We start from the raw sequence: 23,391 nt of genomic DNA, 5'->3' as shown, positions 1-23,391 counted from the left end.
CTCACTCCTCCTTTATATAGCCGGACGCAAGCATTGAAGCACCTACAGCTCCGATATATTGAGAATCAGGAGGTACAATTACCTCTACTTTAAGGAATTTCTCCAGAGTCCTTGGTATACCTTCTATAAGTGACGACCCACCAACCAGTATAACCGGTTCTCTAATGTCAACTTCCTGCAATTGCTGCTCGAATATCTGTTCTATGACACTGTAACATGCGGCTGCAGCAACATCTTCAGGAGATGCACCTTTAGCAAGTGAATTTACAAGAGACTGGATACCAAAAACAATACAGTAACTGTTCATCTCTATATTGTTCTCTATACCTTTTACTGCAAGTGACCCGAGTTCAGTAATATCAACACCAAGCCGTTTAGCGGTCATTTCAAGAAAACGACCTGATGCACCGGCACAGACACCACCCATACTAAACATACCCGGAATACCGTCTTCAACAGTTATCGCTTTGTTATCCATCCCACCGATGTCGATAACAGTTGCACTTCCCTTCTGTTTGTCGGCAAGATAGACTGCACCCTTTGAATTGACAGTAATTTCTTCCTGACTAAGTTGGGCATCGTATTTTTTTCCTACCAGAAATCTGCCATATCCGGTGGTTCCTATAGACTGTATATCTTCTCTGTTTACACCAGCTTCATCCAGAGCCTTTTTATATGCTTCTTCAGCGCTTTCAATGACTTTTATAGTGGGGACCCATCCATGCCCGATGACCTGGTTGTCCCTCATGACAACAGCTTTTGTAGTCGTTGAACCAGAGTCAATACCGGCTGTTAGACCTTTTTGTTTTTCTCTTGCAAGCAGATGCCTTCTCCTTGCAACAGTTGTCAGGGCTTCAAGACGGGTTAGCAGTGTTGATGCGGTTGTACGTTCAGTGAATGAATAACTGATAACCGGGATGCTGGTATTTTGGTGAATATATCTTCTAACTTCATTTCTGACAAGTGCACCTTCAGCACATCTAAAACAGGAGGCAACAAAAACAGCATCAACTTTGGCTCTACCCTCTACAATGGCTTTTGCACGAGCCATTAAAAGTTTCAGGTCAGCACTTGCTACCTCCAACCCGAAATCTCTTCCGATTGTATCCAGTTCAGAAACATCCATTTCAGGATATACAAGTTTGGCGTTTAATGATTCAACAGCGGATTCTATTTCGGATTGCACTCCTGAATATTCGGGACCGCATGCAATAAGAGCAATTGTGACCTTATCTTCCACATCCTCATCTCTGCTCATTCGTTTTCTCCCTCACGGTTATTTTCTTTAGCACCGGGAAGTGATTTTAAAAAATCTGCTATTTTATAAACGAAATCCTTCCCTTCTTCCTCAGTGCTGGGGTATTCAAGTTCCAATATAGGGATGTCTTTTTGTCTTGCCATGTATTTGACCATTTCATTAGTTCGTGCACAGCCCATACAACCAAAACTTATTGCTGAATCATTTACTATTATGGCAGCTTCTGCTTTCTCTATAAGGGGTCCCGCCATTGCCAACCTGCCTCTGACACCTGAGGGGACTTCTACCGCAGCATACTTCAATCCGTATTTTGGGTCTTCTGGATTAATATTTATGGGTGGAGAATCAATTCCTGGCGTGGTTATTTTTTCATGGACTCTTCCCATCATGGCAAGGGGTTCATGACCAAATCTTTCTACAAGGTCATACAGAATAAGGCTGTTTGTGGGATAGATGAATACTTTAGCCAAAATTTCACTCCTCTACATTTGATTCAATAATGTCTTTTAATTTGGAAGTTTTCAGTTTTTTGGATTTCTTAGTTTCTTTAACTGAAACACCTTTATCATAATCATCAAGCGCTTTTCCGATTGTTGGCAACATGTTAACCTCTTCTCTGAGGAAATAGTAACCGGGTCTTGGACCTCCACCTCGCACTGCACGACATCTTCTTTCATCACCAGGTGGAAAACCTCGTTGTTTAACAAAAATATGGTTTCTGTCCATAGAGACAACATCTTCAACAGCCCGGTTAACAGCTTCACTCGGTCCATGAACCATAAGTCCAAAGCAGGTTTCCTTGACTGTAACCTCGGTTTCGGATTCATATATTTTCATTGCAGCATCAGAGGGGAGTACCCAGTCAGAATCAATAACTACAAGTTTTGTGATAGTATCCTGCTGATTATTATTGTTTGTATTGTTTTCTGGCATTTTCAATCCTCTCCAGAGGATTCAATTATATACATGATGTCTCCATCTTTCAGGTTCTTTAATTTCTCAATGTCCAGTATCCTTCCTATTATATTGGTGCTGGAAAATTTCTCACCAGTGGGACCGAACATGTCATCGTCTTCAGTTTTAACACCGATGTATCCCATTCTTTTTGCAGCCTGATTTGTAATTCCGACATCTCCTGCATTAACTTTATTTTCAGGGGTATTTTCTGGCATTATTTCTTTATATTTTTCAGCTTCCAGTTCAGCTTTGAAAAGATAGGTATTTTCATAGGTGAAATATACCGATAGATGTCCTACATTTTTAAATTGAAGCCTTGCAGCATGTCTGAAAAAATCGACTGTTTTGGGTGCTGAATCATCGAATAATTCGATTTTTATAAGGTGTGATTCAGGAACTCCATAAGCTTCGACTTCACCCTGATTGAAAATATCAATCGTGTTTTCAGGGTTCTGGCTGACGATAACAGCATCATCTTCGGTATGATTTTGTCTTGTAAGTTTAATGTCAAGGTTTTCCAGCCTTGATTCGGCTTCTTTAAAACCTTTCCCAAGCAACATAATCTGGTTTGGTATTGTAGCAACCGAGAGTACATCTTCCTGTTTGGCTATTTTTATCAATTCAATACCTTTTGTAACATATCCAATAACCGAATGTGCAATACTTGATGGTCGGTCTTTTCTTGATATATACGTACGTCCGGTATTATAACCCGCGGTTCTGATAGATACTGCTCCAGTTTGTCTTGGTTCAAAATTCTCATATTTTGACATTTCGCCTTTCAGCGTGTCATCCGCTATGAATGAACTTGCTTCAAAATCGATTTTGAATGTACCATCTTTTACAAGTGCAAAAAAACTTTCAGCACCTTCAGGAGCGTCAGGATTGATTTCCACTTCAAAATGGGTATAGATTTTGTTTCCGTCAGAAACTTTGGTAGAAAGGTCATTTGTAGTGTAGCCTTCTCCTGTTTCTTCCCATTCTATAACAGGTTCTACTTTTTTGATCGTATCGGATTGTTCCAGATTTGAAACAATCTTTCTTCCACTTATAACATGAGCAAAACTTCCATCTTCTGGGATACCGTATTCGGCTTTGTGGGGTTCTTTTATGATAATAATAAATGATTTGTCGGGATCAAATCCTCCTGTGCCGAACACTATGTCAAATTCTTCAAACTTGTAGGAATCAAAAACAGGGCTGATATTACTTTTGAATGAACCAAACGCCAGTGCGTCATTATTTTCCCATTCAACTTTTAAGTTATCAAAATCTTTGTAGTTCTCAATCCAGCGTTTTTTTGATTCGGTTTCATTACCATATAGTTCTATCTGGAATTCACCCTTGGATGTCGTTATTTTGTATTTATTAGTTTCCTCTCTACCCTGACTTTTTTTCTCTTCAAATATGCCAATTGAAGCTCCTTCTTTGTAGGTAACATCGGATTTTTTCAGGGCATCTTCAAGTGTTGATTCTTCTGGCAAGGTTATTTTTTGACCATCAACTTCAACTTCTATTTCGTTATCCGTGTCAAAAACCTCCTGTTCAACCCCATAAAGCAGTTATTGGCTAAAAAATTATTGTTCTTTATAACATCGACCACCACCTCATCGGATTTAAAAAGTTCCCTTAAAGATTAGATTTGCTTTTCGGCTTCAAGTAATGGAGCCAGTACATTCTCGGGTTCTCCGATGTCCATTATTCTGGATTCCTGCATCAGAGCAACTCTATCACATACATCAACCAGAAAGTCCATATCATGTGAAACAATTATGAACGTATCACCCATTTTATCTCTTGTTTTTAATATCGACTTTGTCACATCTTTTTTGGTCACAGGGTCCATTGTACCGGTAGGTTCGTCCATTATGACAATGTTTGGTTCTTTCATAAGCACCTGTGCAAGTGCAACTCTGTGGCGTTCACCTTCACTTAACTCTTCAGCCATATTATGCAACAGGGACTTAGCTTCATCTTCAGTAAAACCAGTGGTTGTTAGTGTACTAATTGCTTTTTTAACAGCAAGTTCGTAGGGTAGGTCGATTCCTATTGATTCGGTAAGGTTATCAATAACGGTCCTATTGGTATATAATCCATATTCTTGATGAAGAATTCCCATATACTGGGTTGCATGTCCTCTATTTTCCGCACCCGGCACGGTCATATCGACCCAATCATCGCCAACTCTTACTTCTATACTGCCTTTTGTAGGCTGGACATTTCCTATAAGTATCTGTGAGGTAGTAGTTTTACCAGCGCCACTGACACCGGCTATGCCAAAAATTTCACCTTCGTATACATCAAAGGATACATCATTTACAGCGTAAATCACACCTCTTGTGACAGAAACATATTTTTTGGACAGGTTTTGAACCTGTAAAATTTTATCTCCTATTTCTCTTTTACATTCTTTTTCTATACTGCAGGCAAGATTTGTAAATTCATCAGCCATTTCACTGGGGTTGCCTTCATTTACAATTTCACCTTTGTCCAGGATAATTGCTTTATCTGCCATTTGTTTTATTACATCGGGCCAGTGTGAAGTAATGGTCATTGTCATGTTGTAACTATTAACAGCATCTGAAATAACATCATGTACTATTCTGGCAGTTTTAGGGTCAAGTGTACCAGTAGGTTCATCAGCAATAAGCATCATGGGATTTCGAACCAGCTGTCTTGCAAGAACGACACGCTGTTTCTCTCCACCACTTAAATCACGGGCTACGTGCATCATCCGGTGTGACATTTCCACTTCATCTAGAAGTTCCATAGCTTTTGACAGTGCGTCTTTACCTTTGTATCCTATTTCTTTGAGTGAACTTATGACGTTGTCAATAACCCTATCATCACCATAAAGTGCAAAAGTACGTTGAAGCATTATAGCAATGCGTTTTACAATGTTTCTTCGGTTTTTGTCATTGGAAGGGAGTTTGAGGAGGTCAACTTCATATGATTGTAATTCCTCTCCACATTCTCTACACTCTTCACCAACTTTGCTCGGTGGCTCAATATATCCACATTTACTGCATCTTGCAAGGTGGTAAATAACTTCACCAGAAGCATTTTTGTATTCTTCAACACCACGTAAAACATGCATGAGCACGGTCTTACCAGCACCACTTCTTCCCAGTATACCAACAACCTCTCCTTCATTGATATTCAGGTTAACGTTTTTCAGGACACTGGTACCGTCAAAATCCACGGTCAAATTTTTAATTTCGATGAACAATGTCATTTTATTCCTCCACCGGTTAGATAAATGATTTTAATATTGGTTATTCTTATTTGTTACAAAACCATGAATAATCCACTACGTACAAACACATATATTTTGATTAATTATATTCATCCATTATATCAAGCACTACATAAACATATCGCATATGTATATCGCTGTTAACTTTAAAAAACAAAGCAGGAAAACGTGTATTATTATATCTGATTTATAACATCTACTACTTCTATAATGTCAGTTATAATTGTATTTGCTGAATTTCGGAGTTTCTCAGGTCGACTATCTCCCTGCTGAACGGTTAAGATGCCCATGTCTGCAGCTTTTAGAGCAAATATATCATTCATTCCATCACCGACCATAGCTACAGTATTGTATTTGTTTTTTAAATCATGGATAATTCTTTCTTTATCATGGGCATTGGCAATACCAAAAACCCCCTCAATTGGAACATTTATGGAATGTGCAAGTTTTTTCAGATTTTTTGTACTGTCACCTGACGCAATATAGACATCGATGTTCATGTTTTGTAGTTTTCTTATTGTAATGGATGTATTGGGATATAACCATCCACCTGTACTTAAAACACAAAGCACTGTATTAATTCCGGCGTCAATTATCACACCTGCTGCCAGATAAAACAGGTCAGGTGGGCAACCCTTTCTAACAGCACAGATAACGTCGTGTATATCCCCTACTATAACATCATTTTTTTTGATTATGTCAAATATCTGCTCTTTTTTAAAATTACTGCTGGAACAGCTTATGTCCATATCAACATTGTTTTCATGTATAAAATCAATCAGTCTGGTTTCTGAATTGGTTTCTGCAATTGTTTGTAGTTCGGTGTTAATTACAACAAGTGCCCTATTCGGGTATTTTGCAACCACTGAAGTGCTCTCTATATTATCAAAAATTTGTCCTGATCCGGGTTTTTTGCCGACACGGTACATCTGCAAAAGTGTACCGGCACTATCAAATACTACTGCTTTTTCTTTTTTCATGATAAACGGATAGAATCACTTTTAACTGGTTTATAATAAAAAACCTGTCATTCTACCATTTATATAAAATTATCAATCAACAGAACTCATCAGAAGTAGAATAGTAAGGGATATGAATTAGGGAACTGTTAGCCCCTAATTCAGCAAAGTTCGAGTAGTTATAGACCTATAGACCATCCAACACTAACGATGATGTACCAGCAGTCAGGTACTTTGTAATCGTATAGTGCTGAAACATGATTCTATATAAGTGTACACATAGATAAATTTGATGTTTATAAAAATTGTATTTATGTTCATAAAATTAGTTATTGGTTATGTTTTTTCATCATTTATCAAGTAGATATTAATGATTTTCAAATTATATTTTCTGTGTTCATGAAATCTAAAATTTGTACATAGATATCTTTTAAAACTCCCAATTGATTTATGTATAGGTGAATATATAGGAATATCAACATATGGAAAAGTTAATACTTATTCTGGCAACGGTTCTGATATTGGTTGCTTTCATACTTCCCACTTCTGCTGGTGGAGAGAACAGCCCTGGAATATCTGATAATCCTTGGGACCATTCACCTATAACAGTATATATTAATGATGAAAATGTTCCTGAACATTATAGCCCTACATATTATAAGCAGATAGAAAAAGCAGTAGAATACTGGGATGAGGGTGGAAACGGTCACCTGAATTTTGACCCTGATTTTAAATTTGTAGAATCCAGTGAAGGAGCCGATATTAACGTAAAATGGGTTGAAAATCTTGAAGAGGTGGAAAAAGCACCTGACGGAGTTGCAGGATACTGCAGACCCTATGTTATAGATGGTAAATATGTGCGTGCTGACATCGTACTTGAAGTGGGGAATTACCAGGGGTATTCATGGCAGCAATATGGAGATGCCAATATGTATGCAATAGCCAAACATGAGTTTGGACATGCACTTGGCCTTGGTCATAGCGACGACAGAAATGACATAATGTATCCAGAATATGAAATGAGGGATAATATTAACCCATTGTTACTTGAAAAAACCCGTCCGTACCTTTTTATTATTTCTGGAGCTGTAATGGCGGTTCTTCTATTTCTTGGAATAAGCTGGAAACGTCATAAAAAGACAAGAGAATCCATTGAAAAAGAAGTATTTGATGACTGGGATATAGATGAGTACGGTAAGAATTGATTTACTTTGTCAGGATTTTGTAAAATACATAAGTGGCAGAAAAAGGGATTTTTCAGAATATGATCTTGATTTATCTCATCTTACAGAATTTGAACAAATGGTTCTCAATGAAACCCGGGAAATACCCTATGGCGAAACGATTACCTATTCGGAACTTGCTAAAAGGATAAAAAAACCGAGGGCTTCACAGGCAGTAGGGAAAGTATTGTCTAAAAATCCTTATCCCATAGTAATACCGTGCCACAGAGTGGTATCAAAAAGTGGTCTTGGAGGATTTGGTGGCGGCTTTAATCCGCAAAAACTTGAAGAGAAGAAAAAACTTATAGAACTTGAAAAGAATTATAAAAAAGATAAAATTTAAAATATTTAACCATCATTTCCGATAGCTTCAACGGGACATGCTTCCAGTGCTTCCTCACAGGCATCTATTTCGTCATCTGTTTCTGGCTGTTTGTATACATAGGTGTAGGATTCATCATCATTCATTGCAAAATGTTCGGGATCTGTATCGACACAAAGCCCACATGCGGTACAATCTTCATCTACATAATATGGTCCTTCTACATTTTCTGGAACTTTATTTGTTTTATCTGCCATATTTTCAGGTCTCCCCCTATTAGTTTTAACCAATAAAAAAGTAAGCCTAATATATATTTATAGGTTGGTATGAAAAAAATTATTTTTATATTATCTACACTGGTAAACAATTTATGTAAGCTTTTGGGACTGTCGGTTTAGCACAGGACGCAATATTAGAGGTATTGTTAGCGAAGTTACTGCCGATACTATAACCATATTGGCAAATATTTGCGGTGTTACTGCCCAGTCACCAAGGGATAATCCTTTTTGCATTATAATAAGAGCAATTTCTGCTCTTGGTATCATACTGGTTCCGAGTATGAGTGCACCCGATGAACCGGTAACAAAATATGCAATACTACCATGTCCTATTAATTTACCTGCAAATGCTACCAGAATCAGTATAACAACTGGAACAAGGGAACCTGTAATAACTTCTGGATTGATTTTTAATCCGATTCCGACAAAGAAAAAAGGCATGAACAGGTCATATAAAGGTTCGAATGAACCGTCAAATTTTACTGAATCCGGGTCTCGGCTGAAAATAAGACCTGCAAAAAAAGCACCTATTGCCACTGAAAAACCAAGCATTTCAGCAGTAGCGGCAACTACCATTCCTATACCCAGAATGACCAGCAATGTGCCTTTTCCCACCTGAATTCTTTCAAGAAATTCTGTTATATGGGCTTCAAGATAGCGCGAAAAGAAAATACAGAATGCAATAAATGCAATTAATTTCAGAATGAATAATCCAAGTATTTCTGGCAACATAGGCAGAGCTGCAACAATATTTCCACTTTTAAGCACAGGTGCAACAGCAAACAATAAAGCCATAAGTATAACACCAGATATATCATCCAGTTCTGCTACATCCAGTAATATTTCACCATGATGCGTGTACAATAGATTTGCTTCCTGCCATATGCTCACCGTAACTCCTACACTTGTTGCAGTCATTGCCACTGAAACAAACAGACTTTGTACAAGCTCCCATCCCAATAGATAGTAGGAGGCTAAAAAACCGAGCAAACCACTAAAAAATACACCACCAATCCAGATTTTACTTGCAGTAGGTAGCCATCTTATCAGTTTGGTGACCTTGCTTTCAAGCCCCACACGAAACAGCAAAACTATTACACCAAGTTCTGCCAGAAAATTAAAAATTTGGAAACCCTGTTCAGAAATCAGATTCCACTGATTATCCATAAAACGAACCAAAAATCCCAGCACAAAAAAACTAATCATTGATGGAATTCCAATTTCTTTCATACCAGAACGAAGAATCATTGCAAAAACTACGATAGCACCTACAAGCATTATATAGACAGCAACCATATCTCTTCCCACCTATTTTTGTATACACCATCTGGTAACATTCAAATTTAATAGAATATTTATTATTGTCCAGAATTTAAAATTTTAATATTAAATTTCACCTATAATTACAATTATAAAATGCGGGATAACTTAATATGTATGGATGGATGGGAAAGACAATTACAGTTGACCTCAGCAGTAGTACAGTAACAGAAACCACTACTGATGAAAAAAATCTCCGTACTTATATAGGAGGTCGTGGGCTTGGAGTCAGGATACTTTGTGATTTATGTTCGCCCCGTGTAAACCCGTTAAGTCCCGATAATCCTCTTATTGTAACAACATCACCTCTTGCAGGAACAGAAACCCCGCTTAATGGGATGTGTTCTATAACATCCAAATCTCCTCTAACAAATACAATTTTTAGTGCAGAAACCGGCGGATTTTTTGGTAAAGAATTGAAACTTGCAGGTATTGATGCACTTGTTATCAAAGGAAAAGCCAAATCACCGGTTTACCTGCAAATTGAGGATAATCATGTAGAATTAAAATCCGCCACACACCTGTGGAACAAAAATACAGTTGAAACAACTGATATTTTGCATCATGGGGGAAAAGTTGCATGTATAGGTAAATCGGGTGAAAACCAGATACTACTGGCAAATATAGTTAATGACTATATGTATTCATCAGAGCGAGGGGGACTTGGAGCAATATCAGGTTCTAAGAACCTTAAAGCTATAGTGGTAAAAGGGAGCAATAAACCATACATTTTTGATGAAACTGAATTTGGAAAAACAGTGGTTCATGCTGGACAGTTACTTGATGCAAATCCTGTGGTATCAAAGGGTTTGAAAGTCTATGGGACATCTGCTTTTATGGCTCTTATGAATTATATGAATGTACTTCCAGCCTATAATTTCAGATATACTTCATTTGGTGGTATAGATTTGCTTTCTGCAGAATACATCAAAAACAATTATGACACTGAGAAACTATCTGGTTGTTCGGGTTGTCCTATAGCGTGTAAATTCCAAACAAAAGATAACAGGCTAATACCGGATTATGATACCATATGGGCATTTGGTCCTGCTGTGGGTAACAATGATTTTGACACTATAATAAAAGCTTGTAATCTTTGCAGAGATTATGGTATTGATTCTGTATCATGTGGTTCTACAATAGCATCATATCTGGAACTTGCATCCAAGAATATTGGTTCTGAAAACCTTTTGCAGATGATAGAGGATATAGGAGAAGGTAAAAGTAAACTCTGTAACGGTTCATCATCTTTCATGAATGCAATAGGTAAAGATGTGGGTATGAGTGTAAAGTCCTTTGAATTACCGGGGTATGATCCACGTGGAATACAGGGGCAGGCTCTTGGATATGCTACATCCAATCATGGTGGATGTTATAGAGATTCCTATATGATAGCTCCAGAGGTACTGGGCAAACCAAAACTTCTGGACAGACAGACTTTTAGTGGTAAAGCCGGAATTTTGCAGTATTTCCAGAACCTTATAGCTGCAATCAATTCATTATCTCTGTGTAATTATTCGGTTTTTGCACTTGATGAAACTGTACTGGCATCGATGCTAAGTTCTGTTACAGGTGTTTACTACACACCAGAGGATTTATTGCGTTCAGGGGAGCGTACATGGAACCTTGAACGGCTGTTCAATAACAGATCAGGTTTCACAGTTTCTGATGATACACTCCCTGGCCGTTTTTTTGATGATAATGGTATTGATAAAAACGAATTTGAAGAGGCGGTTTTTGATTATTATCATTTTCGTGGGTGGAATAAAAAAGGTGTCCCAGAATCTAATAAACTGGATGAACTTGGTATTGATTGGTCAGTTGTTTAAAATGTATCATTTTTAAAATAAAAATATATGTATTAAATTATGCATTAATTCTGTAATATAACGATGAATCGGTTTATAAAGGTCAAATACCAAACATGATTTGTTCTGATTCGATAACTTGATATATGGAATGGCTTCATTATACGCGTAGGTCACAACAAACATTTGTAAAGTTAATTTGTTACAAGGAGGATTATATAAATGAAAGAACAGATAACAGTTAAAGAACTTAAAGAAGGAAGATATGTAGTAATAGACGAGGAACCCTGTATAATAAAAAGCATTTCTAAATCAAAACCCGGTAAACACGGGTCTGCAAAAGCAAGAATTGATGCCATAGGAATTTTTGATGGTCAAAAACGCTCTATAGTAAGCTCAGTATCGTCAAAAATCTATACACCGGTTGTAGAGCGTAAAAGTGCACAGGTTTTGTCCTTTGATGGAAGCGTTGCTCAGTTAATGGATATGGATGACTATTCAACCTTTGAGCTTCCTGTCCCCGAAGAATATAAAGATAAGGTAAACGAAGGTGAAGAAATCACCTATATTACAGCAATGGGCAATCAAAAAATTGAAATGAGGACATAACTATTACAAAAAATAAATAACTGTATATGTTTTACCAGCCGGGTATAATGGATGCAATGGCGGATTATGAATCTGCCAGATATGTAATATTTGGAGTTCCATTTGATGGAACTTCATCTTATCGTGTAGGTAGCCGCTGGGCACCTGATTCCGTTCGCACAGCATCATCAAATTTTGAAAGCTATAATTCTTATTTTGATATTGATTTTGTGGATTTAAATATCTATGATGCTGGAAACCTTGAAACCTTTGCATCAGTTGATGATACACTCAGAGAACTTTATAATGAAACGGATTCATTGTTAAGGAATAATAAAGTACCGTTGATGGTCGGTGGAGAGCATTCTCTGACTTATCCGTGTGTCAAAGCGTGTAAAGAAAATGTAGGTGATGATTTCGGTGTTGTTGTACTGGATGCACATTTTGACCTTCGTGATGAGTTTGATGGTGTAAAACACAGCCATGCCTCGGTTTCCAGACATATTACAGACGATATCAGCAGTAATTATGTATTGTTGGGGGTACGCAGTGGCACCAGAGAAGAGTGGGAATTTGCAAGGGATAACAATATAAAATTCTACACTCCTGAAGATATAAGAAAACAGGGAATAAACACTGTAATATCTGAAGTTGTAGAATATCTAAATAGTGATTCCATATATCTGTCACTGGATATGGATGCATTCGATTCTACCCATGCACCTGCAACCGGAACTCCTGAACCATTCGGCTTAGACCCTTTTGATGTCAGGCATATTATACATGCACTGGCACCAATATCAATCGGGTTTGATTTGATGGAAATAGTTCCGGGCTATGATACAGGTCAAACCGCTATACTTGGTGCAAAATTGATGCGTGAATTTATAGCTTCTCATGCATCAGGTAAAAAATAACATTTGCTATTTGTTTAAACAACCTTTTATAACCGTTCTGGTTATTTATTTTTATAAACAATTACCACATTAAATAATGGATTGCTGTAGTTTTAATTATAATTTAGGTCTGGATAAAGGAGAGTTATATTATGAATGATGAAATTGAAGTTGAATGTCCGTCATGTTCACCAGATATACCTGTTTTACATGAAGTGTTAAAATCCGGTCAGAACGTCCTTGTAAAATGCAAGGAATGCGAAGAGATACATTCACCAAGAATCGAAAAGGATAAATCCGTTTATATAAAAACGGTAATCAGTAAAGGCGGAAAAACTTTTACCCATACAAACCTGATGTATAAAGGTGAACTGGTAGAAGTAGATGATGAAATAGTGGTTGATGATGGGGTATCAGATGAAGTGTATCCTATAATTGTAACTTCTATTGAGTCACAAGGAAAACGTGTAGATTCAGCAGAAGTAGATTATATTGACTCTGTTTGGGGGAGGGCTATAGATGAAGTCGATGTAAAAATTGCACTTCATTCCGACCAGAAAACGTATTCTATAACCAAAAGAGTATCAGGAGGTTATGAATTTGTTGTGGGTGAAAAATACAATTTCGATAATATTTCCTTTGTAATAACAAGAATAAAAATCAGAAACAATGGTTTCAGGATTAAAGAGGGGGATGTTGTAGAAGCAAAATACATTAAACGTCTTTTCGCACAGGAAATTTTCAGAGAAAAGCATCGGGGTAGAACTGCATGGAGTATAAAGAGGAGAGGTTAAGGCTTATAAATTCTCTTAAATATCAGGGTCTGAGCCAGGAAATACTGGATGCTATGTATCGTGTCCCGAGACACCTTTTTGTTCCATCGGAATCCCAAATAGATGCTTATGTGGATGCCCCTATAATGATAGGGCAAAATCAAACGATTTCTGCTCCTCATATGGTAGCAATGATGTGTGATTTACTTGATTTAAGTGAGGGTCAGGTTGTCCTTGAAGTGGGAGCTGGTTCTGGTTACCATGCAGCTGTAATATCAGAACTTGTAGGTGAATCAGGACATGTATATTCGATAGAATGCATCGAGGAACTGGTTAATTTTTCCAGAAACAATCTTAAAAATGCCGGATACAGTAATGTGACGGTAATCCATGGTGATGGTTCTGAAGGATATCCGGAATATGCACCCTATGACCGGATACTTGTAACAGCAGGAGCACCAGATGTTCCTGACAGTTTATTGAACCACTTAAAGCCTGAAGGGATACTGGTTATACCGGTGGGTTTCTATTTCCAGGACCTCTATCAGATAAAAAAGGAACTGGACGGGTCTATCAGTAAAAATGAAAAGGGTGGTGTAATGTTTGTTCCACTCATCGGGAAATACGGTTTTAACATGAAGTCGTGAAGTCCACTCCCAAAAGGTAGGGGATTAAAAGACGTCTATAGATATTGTCACATAATTAATTACCAAAAAATCTTTTGTAGTTACAGTTATATTAAATATTATGTAACTATGAACTATAACTTAGATAAAAGTAGTCATTCTGTATATTCACTAAATTATCATTTTGTACAATGTGTAAAATACAGAAGAAATGCTTTGAAAAATCCGGATGTTGTAGACTTGTTGAAAAGAAAAATATATGAAATCAGCCAAACTTTTGATGTTGATGTTTTGAATATCGAATGCGATGAAGACCATTTCCACATGATTTTCAAATCTAACCCATCACTCGATATTCCAAAGTATATCAATTCGGTAAAAAGCATAACATCAAGAGAAATACGCAGGAACTACCCAGAAGTAAAAGAGATGTTAGGTAAAGATGCTTTCTGGTCAAGGTCTTACTTCCTGGCAACTACAGGTCAGGTTACATTAGATGTTTTGAAAAGATATATAGATAATCAAGGTGTAAAAAGTGCTTCTGACAAAGAAATATAAGATAAAACCGACCAGTGAACAATTGGATGTACTCTGGAAACTATCAAAACGATGCACCTTACTTTACAATTTATCGTTGTCTGAAAGGAAAGAAGCATGGAAGCATGAACGTAAGAGTATAAAATATAGCCATCAACAGGACAATCTCCCATCATTAAAAGACCAATATCCATCTATTTATTCACTTTATTCAAAGACCTGTCAGGGTGTACTGCAAAAATTGGATGCAAACTACAAATCGTTTTTTGGATTAAGAAAAAACGGTGATAAAAATGCAAAACCACCCAGATTCAAGAAAAGTGTGTATTTTTTCACTATTCCATATAACCAGAGTGGATTCAAAATAGAAAATGGAAAAATAATATTCAGCCATAAATATAATAATAGACCTATTTCTTTTAATATTCCACAAGAACTCGAAAATTATGACGTAAAACACACCGAAATTTTCAATTCCGAGCCATATAAAGGCAAAGGTGACTTCTTCGTATCAGTAGTTTATGAAACATTTCCGCAAACGAATTACAAAGACAACGAAAAAAATCAAGCAATTGATCTAGGTATTACAAAAACCATCACTGCTGTAAACACTGATGGAAAAATCCTTGAAATCACAAACCCAAGGTTTGACAAATACTGGGACAAAAAGATAAATCAGGCAAAATCAAGGAGAGACCACTGCAAAAAATACAGCCATAGATGGTTCAGGATAAATGATGCGATACGAGTGATGACTAAAAAGAAAAATAATCAGATTAAAGATTGGCAGCACAAATTATCCAGGAAAATGGTCGATAATACCAGATTAAACACTATAATTGTGGGAGATCTAGATGTCAAGGACATGACAAACTCAAAAAAGCTACCAAAATCCCGACAGAAATCCTTGAACCGTTCCACTCAGAACAACGGATACATATCACGTTTCATCGAATTTTTGACCTACAAATCAGAATTTGCAGGTAAACAATTAACAAAAATTGATGAAAGTTACACTTCAAAAATCTGTTACGTTTGCGGTAAGGTACACGATATGCCTCTCTACAAACGTAACCTATCATGTGATTGTGGTAATGAGATCGATAGAGATAAAAACAGTGCGATAAATATCATGATCCGTTACCTATCACAGAATGCTATTTGGACAGGCTACAGGCAATTCGCCTGTAATCTACGACAAACAGGTTTATTAACATTCGATGTTTATAAAATACATCCAATGGATGATATGAACACTCGTAGGAATCTCCATGCGTAAGCGTGGTGTAGTTCAATAAGATATTAATAACAGGCATGATAATTATTTATGTATGACTGAGGATGGTATGTTAGAAGTCAGTGTAAAGGGAGTGTATGTTGTCAGGGTCAGAGAGGGGTTTGGAGCACCAACAGTTTTGCTTGAAGACAGCACAGGACGCATCATGCCTATTTATATAGGTCATCCCGAAGCGTTATCAATTAACATGGTATTAAATCAGGAAACTATGCCAAGACCGATGACTCATGACCTTATGATATCTATCCTCGACAGGCTTGAAACGGATGTTGTAAACATATTTATTGATGATAAAATTGAAAACACCTATTATGCCAGACTGGTGATTAACCGAGACGGGCTTTCAATGGACATAGATGCAAGACCCAGCGATTGTATCGCACTTGCTCTCAGGTCCGAGGCACCAATATATGTTAAAGAAGATATATTTGAATCGGTTGCTATAGACAAAGATAGTCTGCAGGATATAGAATCCCTTGACACATTTTAAAATTATACTCTAATCTGAAAGGAGTTAACAATGGTTTCACGTGTATTTTACAATCCTTTCAGTATTGTTTTTATGTTTTTACTGCTAATTATTTTATCAGTTATTGTAGGGATTCTTTTTTTCAGCCTTGTAAGTACCGCCTTTACAAAAATTGGTTTTGCTTGGTATGATGCTTTTTTGTTACTGATTTTATCCCTTTTTGGCAGTCATGTTAACATACCGGTTACAAAACTCAAATCCAGTAAGCCAGTTGTAGAAAGAGAATCTGTACGTTTTATGGGTATGGTTTATAAACTTCCTTTCAAAAAAGCAGTTCAAAAACAGACAACCCTTGCAGTCAATCTGGGTGGTGCAGTTATACCCGGACTTGTATCTCTGTATTTACTGTTAATATTCCCTGAGGCATTTTTTTATTCGATTGCTGGAATTTTACTCGTTTCGGTTGTGACTTATTCAATATCAAAACCTGTCAAAGGGGTTGGAATTGTGACACCAGTTCTGGTTTCACCGATTGCCGCTGCTCTTAGCGCTATACTAATCGTATCAGTATTTTCAGTACCTCCTGACCTTATCTTTGTTATAGCCTACACAGGAGGAACACTGGGTACTCTTATAGGGGCGGATATATTCAATCTGGATAAAATAAGAGACATTGGAGCACCTGTAGCCAGTATTGGGGGTGCAGGAACATTTGACGGTATTTTTCTTGCAGGAGTTATTGCAGTACTCCTTGTCTGAATATTGTCCAGCATTACCTATTAATATAGGGATATATTCATTAACATCTATCCATGCTTACAAAAAGAATAATTCCTTGTCTTGACGTAACCCTTGATAGCGAAGGTGGAACTGTTGTAAAAGGGGTAGAATTTTTTAACCTCCGACATGCAGGTGACCCTGTAGAATTTGCAAAACTTTATAATGAACAGGGTGCGGATGAAATAGTATTTCTGGATATCACAGCGTCCCATGAAGGAAGAGCTACCATGATAGATGTCATTGAAAGGACAGCAGATGAAGTCTTCATACCTCTTACAGTAGGTGGTGGTGTCGGTTCAGTAGAAGATGTACGACAGATTCTTCGTGCAGGGGCGGACAAAGTATCAATAAATACATCGGCTGTAAAGAATCCAAATCTTATTAAAGAAACGTCTGACATTTTCGGTTCACAGTGTATAGTAACTGCAATCGATTGTAAACGTAATACCAATGTAGCAGATAATTCTGACAAAACAATCCTGACCCTTGAGGACGGAACACCTGCATGGTATGAAGTAGTTATATATGGAGGTCGTAAACCCACAGGTGTAGATGCTGTTCAATGGGCAAAGAAGGTTGTAGAACTTGGTTCAGGTGAAATAATGCTCACAAGTATGGACAGAGACGGAACATATGATGGATTCGATGTACCTGTGACAAGGGCGGTTTCTGAATCTGTTGAAGTACCTATAATAGCTTCAGGGGGTGCAGGTAACCCTCAACATATGTATGAAGGGTTCACCAGTGGAAAAGCGGATGCGGCACTTGCTGCAAGTATATTCCATTTCGGTGAGTATACAGTACCAGGTGTAAAAGAATATTTAAAAAACCATGAGCTTCCCATCCGTATTTAAAACCCTTTTTTACTATCAGGAATTGATTTAAAAACTTATAAATACCCTGAGAATTTATTTTTTAAGGGTAGCAATTTATGGGGGGAACTTTAAATTCTTACAGGATAACCGCAGCAATTGCGGCTGTAGTTTTTTTTATAGCATTTAGTGGTTGTGTTGAGGAAACAGCAGAACCGAGCCGTTTGAGAGTGACGAACATGGATATTTCTGCAGATGAAGTGCAGATATCCTATGTTGATATCAATGTGACTACCTATATCGAAAATCACGGTGCAAATTCTGATAATAATACATCACTACTGTTGAAAGCATATAATGAAAATACTGGATTACTGGAAACAGAAAAGCTAAATGATATTGGTGTTGTGGAAAGTGGGAAGACTCATCGTGTAATACAGTCGATGGAGCTTCCAAAAAAAGGAGATTACAGAATAACAGCCACTATTTTTGAAAATAATAAACAGGAAAGCACCGGTCAAATAAAAATACATAATCTGGAAAATTTAAAGGCTGACGTTTTAAAAACCGGAATCGAAATCGGTGAAATTGATTTCATAGTTAAAAGAGTTGAAGACGGTAGAGCATTAATCCAGAATGATATCTACCTTACAAATGAAGGCCGCAGTAAAAGCAGTAATTATCGTATACTTGTAAAGGCGCGACAGATTGATTCCGGTTTGATAGCCGATAAAGAATGGGCAAGTACAGCTTTCATCCAACCTGAAAATACAGTAATAAAAAGCATCGACCTTGAAATACCGGATAATTACAACTACCGTGTTGAAATACTGCTATGGAGCAATAATACCATAGTCAACAGGGGTGTGGATTATCTACAGCTTGAACCCGAAAAGGAAATAGATGAAGATACCCGTACAGAAACAAAAGATATTGAGACTAGTGACTTTGTAAGTGATACTCGACCAAGACCGGAATCATCGGGAGAAGAAGCGGCACCGGGATTTAAAATCCTTCCGGCTATAGGTGCTATATTTGCAATGGTATTAATCCTAAAGAGGAAGTTGAATTGAACAATTCAGACACAACTGATAATTCGCAGTCCAGAACCATAGTAATGGAAGACTACTTTAAAAAAGGTGTATTTGCCCTTGCAATAGGATTTATGGTTCTGGCACTCTTCCAGATTTATTTTTTAATAGATGATATAATCGGTATGTGGTTTATAAACCGATATATTCCGGTGTTTAAGGCTCTTTTTAATCTGGTTGTTTTTGGAATCAGTCTGTATATAATAAGGCTTTATCTGATAAAACGATAATAGAGTTTAACCAGACAACCGATATTTTATATAAAAACCTCCTGTTTTATTGGTGTTAATATGTTGAAAAAACCTGAATTGATGGCACCAGCAGGCGATATGACCTCCCTTACAGCAGCAGTGGAAAATGGAGCAGATGCAGTATATCTGGGGATGAAAAACTTCAGTGCCAGAGGTTATGCGAATAATTTCTCACTGGATGAACTTGTAGAAGCGGTTGATTACGCCCATTTAAAAGGTGTAAGGGTATATGTTACACTCAATGTGCTTGTAAAAGATAGTGAACTTGAAGATGCTGTCAACCTTTTGTATTATCTTCATGATATAGGAGCAGATGCAGTGATATTGCAGGATTTGGGTTTAATCACACTTGCAAGAAAACTTGTCCCTGAACTTCCAGTGCATGCAAGCACCCAGATGACAGTACACAACCTTGAATCAGTTCGTTTTCTTGAAGATATGGGTGTGGGAAGAGTTATACTGGCAAGAGAACTCAGTCTTGAAGAATTAGAATACATTACAAAAAACACAGCTGTAGGTATAGAAACTTTTGTTCACGGAGCTTTATGTATATCCTATTCTGGACAGTGTCTTTTTAGCAGTATGATAGGTGGGCGCAGTGGTAACCGGGGATTTTGTGCCCAGCCGTGCCGTAAAAAGTACAATCTGTATAAAGATGGGAAAAAAGTTGAAACAAGTGGAAAATATCTTCTAAGCCCTAAGGATTTAAACACCGCAAAAATACTGCCTGAACTTATCAACACCGAAGTAGATGCGTTCAAGATAGAAGGACGTATGAAACGTCCTGAATATGTGGCAGGTGTGGTGTCTATATACAGAAAACTGATAGACAGATATGTAGAAAACCCATCAGATTATTACATTTCCGATAATGAATTAAAACAACTTGGACAGCTTTTTAACAGGGATTTTACAACCGCTTATCTTCTTAACAAACCTGTAAATCTCATCAACCCTGTTCGTCCGTACAATCGGGGACTTCCGGTTGGCGAAGTGATTGTATATAATCGCAAACGTAAAACCTTACAGATAAAACTTTCAGACACATTAAACATCGGTGATGGAATAGGGATAGAAGGAGAAGAAGATACAGGAGACACTGTAACCAGTATGTATAAAAAAGGAAATAATATCAATAGTGCAGATTCAGGTTCTATAGTTGAAATACCCTTTAAATACAGAGTAAAATCAGGAAGCAGGGTTTACAAAACCTTTGATAAACATCTCAATGAATCCCTTGAGAAGACCTTTACTTCTTCTGTTCCGGCTCGAAAGATACCGGTTTCCATAATTGTAAAAGCTTTCTCTGGTTCAAATCTGGAACTCCAGATAAGTGACGGAACAAATAATGTTTCAGTAGTTTCTGATTATGTGGTTGAAAACGCGTTAAGTAAACCAACCTCAAAAAAACAGATTGAAAAACAGATTGCAAAGATGGGAAATACCGTGTTTGATCCTTCAGAAATAACCATCCATACAGACAATAAAATATTCATACCAATCAGTCAGCTAAACAGTATTAAAAACAAGGCTATAACTCGACTTGAAAAAAAGCGAACAGAAAAATGGAAACGTCCTCAAAAAAAGGGAAATGAATCCTACAGGATGTATCTGAACTCGGATTCAATAACCTCCAGAAGTTCCTCTCCACAAATTGCAGTGAATGTGGTATCAACAAAACAGTTGGAATCTGCTGTTTCAGGTGGAGCTGATTTAATCTATTTTGAGTATTTAAAATACCAAAATTCTGAGATTATAAACAATGATTTTGAAAAACTGGTGGAAACTGCTCATAATTCTGAATGCAGGATTTATCTTAATACGCCCAGAATAACAACTGATAATGAGATGGATGATATAAAAAAATCACTTGCCCGTGCAAAAAGTAATAATTTTGATGGAGTCATGGTATCAAATCTTGGTGTTTTAAAGGTAGCAAAAAGTATGAATTTGCCTGTAATAGTGAATGCTTCGCTGAATATTTTCAATAAAATATCCTTTGATTTCATGCTCAAATGCGGTGCTGAAAAAGTTGTGCTCTCTCCTGAACTTACAATTGACCAGATAAAATCAGTTTCATCAAAAGGGCAGGCAGAATGTATTGTCCACGGACCTCTGGAAGTAATGGTGTCTGAATACTGTTTTGTTGGTGATATATTTGGCAGCAAAAAATCCTGTGGATATCCCTGCAGGAACTCAGAATATGAGATTGTTGATGAAAAGGGATACAGTTTCCCATTGGAGATGGATGAAAACTGCAGGACACATATTTACAACTCAAGGAATTTATGTATGCTTGACAATATTGATGACATCCTAAAATCGGACGTTGCCAGTATAAGGATTAATGCAGGGACGTATGAACCCTTTTATGTTGAAAAACTGACAAAAACGTACAAAAAAGCAGTAAATGGTAGCACAACACCTGATACAGGATGTACAGATATTTTAAAAGGACATACAACAGGTCATTATTATAGAGGTGTATTATGAAGGTATTCTTCTCAGGTTCTATACGTGGAGGACGGGATATGCTTCCTGTCTACAATCATATTTGCAATTTATTGTACAATCATGGATTCAGGGTTATGAGCTGGCATGTAGTGGATTCCAATCTGGAAGATACCGAGTCCGAAATGAGTGAACAGGAAATTTTTAAAAGGGATGCTGGTTTAATCGATATGAGTGACCTTCTTATAGCTGAAGTCAGTGTGCCTTCTATAGGAGTTGGTTATGAAATTTGTCATGCAATATCTAAAAATGTGCCCGTTATCTGTCTGCATAAATCAGGATCAAATGTGTCTTCTATGGTTCTTGGAAACACCTACGATAAACTGATAGTTGCTCAATATTTAAATACTGATGAACTGAACAAAATAATACAAAATTCAATTACATCGATAACATCAGAGGAAAATTTGTCATCTCAGTAATTTTTATATAAATCTAATACCTCTTTTGAAAGGGATAAGTATGCCTATAATACCAACACCAGAATTATCGGTTATAGTAATAGCAATAATAGCAGCAGTAGTATTGTATATATTACTAAAATCTGTGAAAAAGCTCATCATAAATACTGTAATGGGACTTGTTGTTCTTATTGGAGCTAATATCGTCTTTGGTTTGGGGATTGCCTATTCCTGGATTGTATTCCTTATATGTGCAATAGGTGGTATCTTTGGAGCGTTGCTAATTATCCTGTTGAATTATCTTGGAATAGCGTTTTAAAATATTTGTGCAACTGCACGTATGTGATGTCTGGTGTAGGTGTCACCATTAAACCTTTTTTCGGTTTTTATATTCGTTATATCGGTTATCTGGAATTTGTACTTTTCCAGAAGTGATTTTATTTCTTTATCTGTAAAATAGTGATAGATGATTCCACCGTTTCGAAGGAATGTATTTTCCTCTCCTACATTATCACCCTTACCGTACCTCATATCATCCACACCGAAAACTTCCAGAACCAAAATACCACCAGAAGCCAAGACTCTGGAAAATTCATATATGGTCAATTCCCTTTCATGTTCATAAAAATGCTGCAATACTCCCAGTGATACTACACAATCAAATATGTTATCAGAAAAGGGTAGATGGGTTACAGTAGAAACACTTTGATATGCAAAACAATTGTTTTTTTCAAGGTGGAGTTTTGAGTTTTTGAGTGCGGATGGAGAGATATCAACCCCTGTAACATGATAAACTTTTGATAGAGGGAGAAGATGTCGACCGTTTCCACACCCTGCATCCAGTATCTTATGTCCCGGTGAAATTCTGGAACTCACCATCTCTATAGACCTTGAACCACCCCATTTGACATGGAAATATTCCTGTTCCCATGCCAGATACTGGGATTTTAAGTTTCTCTTCTCATTTTCGGTAATCAT

Annotated in this window: 26 protein-coding genes; 17 read left to right on the top strand and 9 right to left on the bottom strand. The window is 37.1% G+C overall.

What is annotated here, in order from left to right; genetic code table 11:
• Window position 1: 1 nt before the first annotated feature.
• The 6 genes from METEV_RS09100 to METEV_RS09075 all read right to left on the bottom strand — a co-directional run bounded on the left by METEV_RS09100 (window position 2) and on the right by METEV_RS09075 (window position 6,451).
• Window positions 2–1,258 carry a methanogenesis marker 15 protein gene (locus tag METEV_RS09100; protein WP_013195218.1) on the bottom strand — a complete coding sequence of 419 codons (1,257 nt, stop codon included), beginning with the start codon at window positions 1,256–1,258 and terminating at the stop codon, window positions 2–4.
• Complete coding sequence (locus tag METEV_RS09095; protein WP_013195217.1) at window positions 1,255–1,728, bottom strand: methanogenesis marker 5 protein; 474 nt, start codon at window positions 1,726–1,728, stop codon at window positions 1,255–1,257. The genes METEV_RS09100 and METEV_RS09095 overlap by 4 nt, the downstream gene beginning before the upstream one ends.
• Window positions 1,729–1,732: 4 nt before the next feature.
• On the bottom strand, window positions 1,733–2,191 hold the full coding sequence (locus tag METEV_RS09090) for a methanogenesis marker 6 protein (RefSeq protein WP_013195216.1): 459 nt from the start codon (window positions 2,189–2,191) through the stop codon (window positions 1,733–1,735).
• A gap of 2 nt (window positions 2,192–2,193) precedes the next feature.
• On the bottom strand, window positions 2,194–3,732 hold the full coding sequence (mmp3, locus tag METEV_RS09085) for a methyl-coenzyme M reductase-associated protein Mmp3 (protein ID WP_269634961.1): 1,539 nt from the start codon (window positions 3,730–3,732) through the stop codon (window positions 2,194–2,196).
• Between the two features lie 119 nt (window positions 3,733–3,851).
• Entirely contained in the window at window positions 3,852–5,450 is a 1,599-nt protein-coding gene (atwA, locus tag METEV_RS09080; RefSeq protein ID WP_013195214.1) for a methyl coenzyme M reductase system, component A2, read from the bottom strand.
• A 197-nt stretch (window positions 5,451–5,647) separates the two neighbouring features.
• On the bottom strand, window positions 5,648–6,451 hold the full coding sequence (locus tag METEV_RS09075; protein ID WP_013195213.1) for an HAD family hydrolase: 804 nt from the start codon (window positions 6,449–6,451) through the stop codon (window positions 5,648–5,650).
• 461 nt (window positions 6,452–6,912) lie between these two features.
• On the opposite strand from METEV_RS09075, the gene METEV_RS09070 reads away from it, so the two are divergent.
• Entirely contained in the window at window positions 6,913–7,635 is a 723-nt protein-coding gene (locus tag METEV_RS09070) for a matrixin family metalloprotease (protein ID WP_013195212.1), read from the top strand.
• On the top strand, window positions 7,616–7,996 hold the full coding sequence (locus tag METEV_RS09065) for a methylated-DNA--[protein]-cysteine S-methyltransferase (RefSeq protein ID WP_013195211.1): 381 nt from the start codon (window positions 7,616–7,618) through the stop codon (window positions 7,994–7,996). The genes METEV_RS09070 and METEV_RS09065 overlap by 20 nt, the downstream gene beginning before the upstream one ends.
• Window positions 7,997–8,001: 5 nt before the next feature.
• Here METEV_RS09065 and METEV_RS09060 read toward each other — a convergent pair whose 3' ends face one another.
• The gene (locus METEV_RS09060) at window positions 8,002–8,232 is read right to left on the bottom strand and encodes a ferredoxin (RefSeq protein WP_013195210.1); all 231 of its coding nucleotides are present in this window, start codon (window positions 8,230–8,232) and stop codon (window positions 8,002–8,004) included.
• 111 nt (window positions 8,233–8,343) lie between these two features.
• On the bottom strand, window positions 8,344–9,549 hold the full coding sequence (locus METEV_RS09055; protein WP_013195209.1) for a cation:proton antiporter: 1,206 nt from the start codon (window positions 9,547–9,549) through the stop codon (window positions 8,344–8,346).
• 137 nt (window positions 9,550–9,686) lie between these two features.
• Between METEV_RS09055 and METEV_RS09050 the strand changes: the two genes are divergently transcribed.
• From METEV_RS09050 to METEV_RS08980, 15 genes are all read left to right on the top strand, one after another.
• On the top strand, window positions 9,687–11,402 hold the full coding sequence (locus tag METEV_RS09050) for an aldehyde ferredoxin oxidoreductase family protein (protein WP_013195208.1): 1,716 nt from the start codon (window positions 9,687–9,689) through the stop codon (window positions 11,400–11,402).
• 201 nt (window positions 11,403–11,603) lie between these two features.
• A complete protein-coding gene (locus METEV_RS09045; RefSeq protein ID WP_013195207.1) occupies window positions 11,604–11,990 on the top strand; it encodes a translation initiation factor IF-5A in 387 nt (128 codons plus the stop codon).
• 26 nt (window positions 11,991–12,016) lie between these two features.
• Window positions 12,017–12,886: an agmatinase gene (gene speB / locus METEV_RS09040; RefSeq protein ID WP_013195206.1), complete on the top strand. Its 870-nt coding sequence runs from the start codon at window positions 12,017–12,019 to the stop codon at window positions 12,884–12,886.
• Between the two features lie 131 nt (window positions 12,887–13,017).
• Entirely contained in the window at window positions 13,018–13,659 is a 642-nt protein-coding gene (locus METEV_RS09035; RefSeq protein WP_013195205.1) for an HVO_0476 family zinc finger protein, read from the top strand.
• Window positions 13,635–14,285 carry a protein-L-isoaspartate O-methyltransferase gene (locus tag METEV_RS09030; RefSeq protein WP_013195204.1) on the top strand — a complete coding sequence of 217 codons (651 nt, stop codon included), beginning with the start codon at window positions 13,635–13,637 and terminating at the stop codon, window positions 14,283–14,285. The genes METEV_RS09035 and METEV_RS09030 overlap by 25 nt, the downstream gene beginning before the upstream one ends.
• 108 nt (window positions 14,286–14,393) lie before the next feature.
• Complete coding sequence (gene tnpA / locus METEV_RS09025) at window positions 14,394–14,822, top strand: IS200/IS605 family transposase (RefSeq protein WP_013195203.1); 429 nt, start codon at window positions 14,394–14,396, stop codon at window positions 14,820–14,822.
• Complete coding sequence (locus METEV_RS09020) at window positions 14,800–16,080, top strand: RNA-guided endonuclease InsQ/TnpB family protein (RefSeq protein ID WP_013195202.1); 1,281 nt, start codon at window positions 14,800–14,802, stop codon at window positions 16,078–16,080. The genes tnpA and METEV_RS09020 overlap by 23 nt, the downstream gene beginning before the upstream one ends.
• Window positions 16,081–16,147: 67 nt before the next feature.
• The gene (locus METEV_RS09015) at window positions 16,148–16,588 is read left to right on the top strand and encodes a bifunctional nuclease family protein (RefSeq protein WP_013195201.1); all 441 of its coding nucleotides are present in this window, start codon (window positions 16,148–16,150) and stop codon (window positions 16,586–16,588) included.
• A gap of 30 nt (window positions 16,589–16,618) precedes the next feature.
• Window positions 16,619–17,326 carry a DUF1614 domain-containing protein gene (locus METEV_RS09010; RefSeq protein WP_013195200.1) on the top strand — a complete coding sequence of 236 codons (708 nt, stop codon included), beginning with the start codon at window positions 16,619–16,621 and terminating at the stop codon, window positions 17,324–17,326.
• A 53-nt stretch (window positions 17,327–17,379) separates the two neighbouring features.
• Window positions 17,380–18,201 (top strand): imidazole glycerol phosphate synthase subunit HisF, encoded by an 822-nt coding sequence (gene hisF, locus METEV_RS09005; protein ID WP_013195199.1) that lies wholly within the window; start codon window positions 17,380–17,382, stop codon window positions 18,199–18,201.
• Window positions 18,202–18,278: 77 nt separating this feature from the next.
• Window positions 18,279–19,232, top strand: coding sequence for a DUF7490 domain-containing protein (locus METEV_RS09000; protein ID WP_013195198.1), 954 nt, complete (start codon window positions 18,279–18,281; stop codon window positions 19,230–19,232).
• Window positions 19,229–19,480: a hypothetical protein gene (locus METEV_RS08995; protein ID WP_013195197.1), complete on the top strand. Its 252-nt coding sequence runs from the start codon at window positions 19,229–19,231 to the stop codon at window positions 19,478–19,480. The genes METEV_RS09000 and METEV_RS08995 overlap by 4 nt, the downstream gene beginning before the upstream one ends.
• Before the next feature lie 60 nt (window positions 19,481–19,540).
• Complete coding sequence (locus METEV_RS08990) at window positions 19,541–21,994, top strand: DUF3656 domain-containing U32 family peptidase (RefSeq protein WP_013195196.1); 2,454 nt, start codon at window positions 19,541–19,543, stop codon at window positions 21,992–21,994.
• A complete protein-coding gene (locus METEV_RS08985) occupies window positions 21,991–22,434 on the top strand; it encodes a nucleoside 2-deoxyribosyltransferase (protein ID WP_013195195.1) in 444 nt (147 codons plus the stop codon). The genes METEV_RS08990 and METEV_RS08985 overlap by 4 nt, the downstream gene beginning before the upstream one ends.
• A 40-nt stretch (window positions 22,435–22,474) precedes the next feature.
• Window positions 22,475–22,732: a pro-sigmaK processing inhibitor BofA family protein gene (locus METEV_RS08980; RefSeq protein ID WP_013195194.1), complete on the top strand. Its 258-nt coding sequence runs from the start codon at window positions 22,475–22,477 to the stop codon at window positions 22,730–22,732.
• Here the strand turns inward: METEV_RS08980 and METEV_RS08975 are convergent.
• Window positions 22,729–23,391: a class I SAM-dependent methyltransferase gene (locus METEV_RS08975; RefSeq protein WP_013195193.1), complete on the bottom strand. Its 663-nt coding sequence runs from the start codon at window positions 23,389–23,391 to the stop codon at window positions 22,729–22,731. The genes METEV_RS08980 and METEV_RS08975 overlap by 4 nt on opposite strands.

Source organism: Methanohalobium evestigatum Z-7303 (assembly GCF_000196655.1).
Lineage (GTDB): Archaea > Halobacteriota > Methanosarcinia > Methanosarcinales > Methanosarcinaceae > Methanohalobium > Methanohalobium evestigatum.
The sequence above is the reverse complement of the archived record's forward strand: the minus strand, read 5'-3'. Positions and strand labels throughout refer to the sequence as shown.

Bases quoted from the DNA above. Each gene is read 5' to 3' on its own strand.
- METEV_RS09060 (WP_013195210.1), bottom strand. From the start codon at position 8,232: ATGGCAGATAAAACAAATAAAGTTCCAGAAAATGTAGAAGGACCATAT.
- speB (WP_013195206.1), top strand. From the start codon at position 12,017: ATGTTTTACCAGCCGGGTATAATGGATGCAATGGCGGATTATGAATCT.
- METEV_RS09100 (WP_013195218.1), bottom strand. From the start codon at position 1,258: ATGAGCAGAGATGAGGATGTGGAAGATAAGGTCACAATTGCTCTTATT.
- METEV_RS09050 (WP_013195208.1), top strand. From the start codon at position 9,687: ATGTATGGATGGATGGGAAAGACAATTACAGTTGACCTCAGCAGTAGT.
- METEV_RS09000 (WP_013195198.1), top strand. From the start codon at position 18,279: ATGGGGGGAACTTTAAATTCTTACAGGATAACCGCAGCAATTGCGGCT.
- METEV_RS09045 (WP_013195207.1), top strand. From the start codon at position 11,604: ATGAAAGAACAGATAACAGTTAAAGAACTTAAAGAAGGAAGATATGTA.
- METEV_RS09090 (WP_013195216.1), bottom strand. From the start codon at position 2,191: ATGCCAGAAAACAATACAAACAATAATAATCAGCAGGATACTATCACA.
- METEV_RS09075 (WP_013195213.1), bottom strand. From the start codon at position 6,451: ATGAAAAAAGAAAAAGCAGTAGTATTTGATAGTGCCGGTACACTTTTG.
- METEV_RS08985 (WP_013195195.1), top strand. From the start codon at position 21,991: ATGAAGGTATTCTTCTCAGGTTCTATACGTGGAGGACGGGATATGCTT.
- METEV_RS08975 (WP_013195193.1), bottom strand. From the start codon at position 23,391: ATGATTACCGAAAATGAGAAGAGAAACTTAAAATCCCAGTATCTGGCA.
- METEV_RS08980 (WP_013195194.1), top strand. From the start codon at position 22,475: ATGCCTATAATACCAACACCAGAATTATCGGTTATAGTAATAGCAATA.
- METEV_RS09015 (WP_013195201.1), top strand. From the start codon at position 16,148: ATGTTAGAAGTCAGTGTAAAGGGAGTGTATGTTGTCAGGGTCAGAGAG.
- hisF (WP_013195199.1), top strand. From the start codon at position 17,380: ATGCTTACAAAAAGAATAATTCCTTGTCTTGACGTAACCCTTGATAGC.
- METEV_RS09055 (WP_013195209.1), bottom strand. From the start codon at position 9,549: ATGGTTGCTGTCTATATAATGCTTGTAGGTGCTATCGTAGTTTTTGCA.
- METEV_RS09070 (WP_013195212.1), top strand. From the start codon at position 6,913: ATGGAAAAGTTAATACTTATTCTGGCAACGGTTCTGATATTGGTTGCT.
- METEV_RS08990 (WP_013195196.1), top strand. From the start codon at position 19,541: ATGTTGAAAAAACCTGAATTGATGGCACCAGCAGGCGATATGACCTCC.
- tnpA (WP_013195203.1), top strand. From the start codon at position 14,394: ATGAACTATAACTTAGATAAAAGTAGTCATTCTGTATATTCACTAAAT.
- METEV_RS09010 (WP_013195200.1), top strand. From the start codon at position 16,619: ATGGTTTCACGTGTATTTTACAATCCTTTCAGTATTGTTTTTATGTTT.
- atwA (WP_013195214.1), bottom strand. From the start codon at position 5,450: ATGACATTGTTCATCGAAATTAAAAATTTGACCGTGGATTTTGACGGT.
- METEV_RS09065 (WP_013195211.1), top strand. From the start codon at position 7,616: ATGAGTACGGTAAGAATTGATTTACTTTGTCAGGATTTTGTAAAATAC.
- METEV_RS09035 (WP_013195205.1), top strand. From the start codon at position 13,018: ATGAATGATGAAATTGAAGTTGAATGTCCGTCATGTTCACCAGATATA.
- METEV_RS09030 (WP_013195204.1), top strand. From the start codon at position 13,635: ATGGAGTATAAAGAGGAGAGGTTAAGGCTTATAAATTCTCTTAAATAT.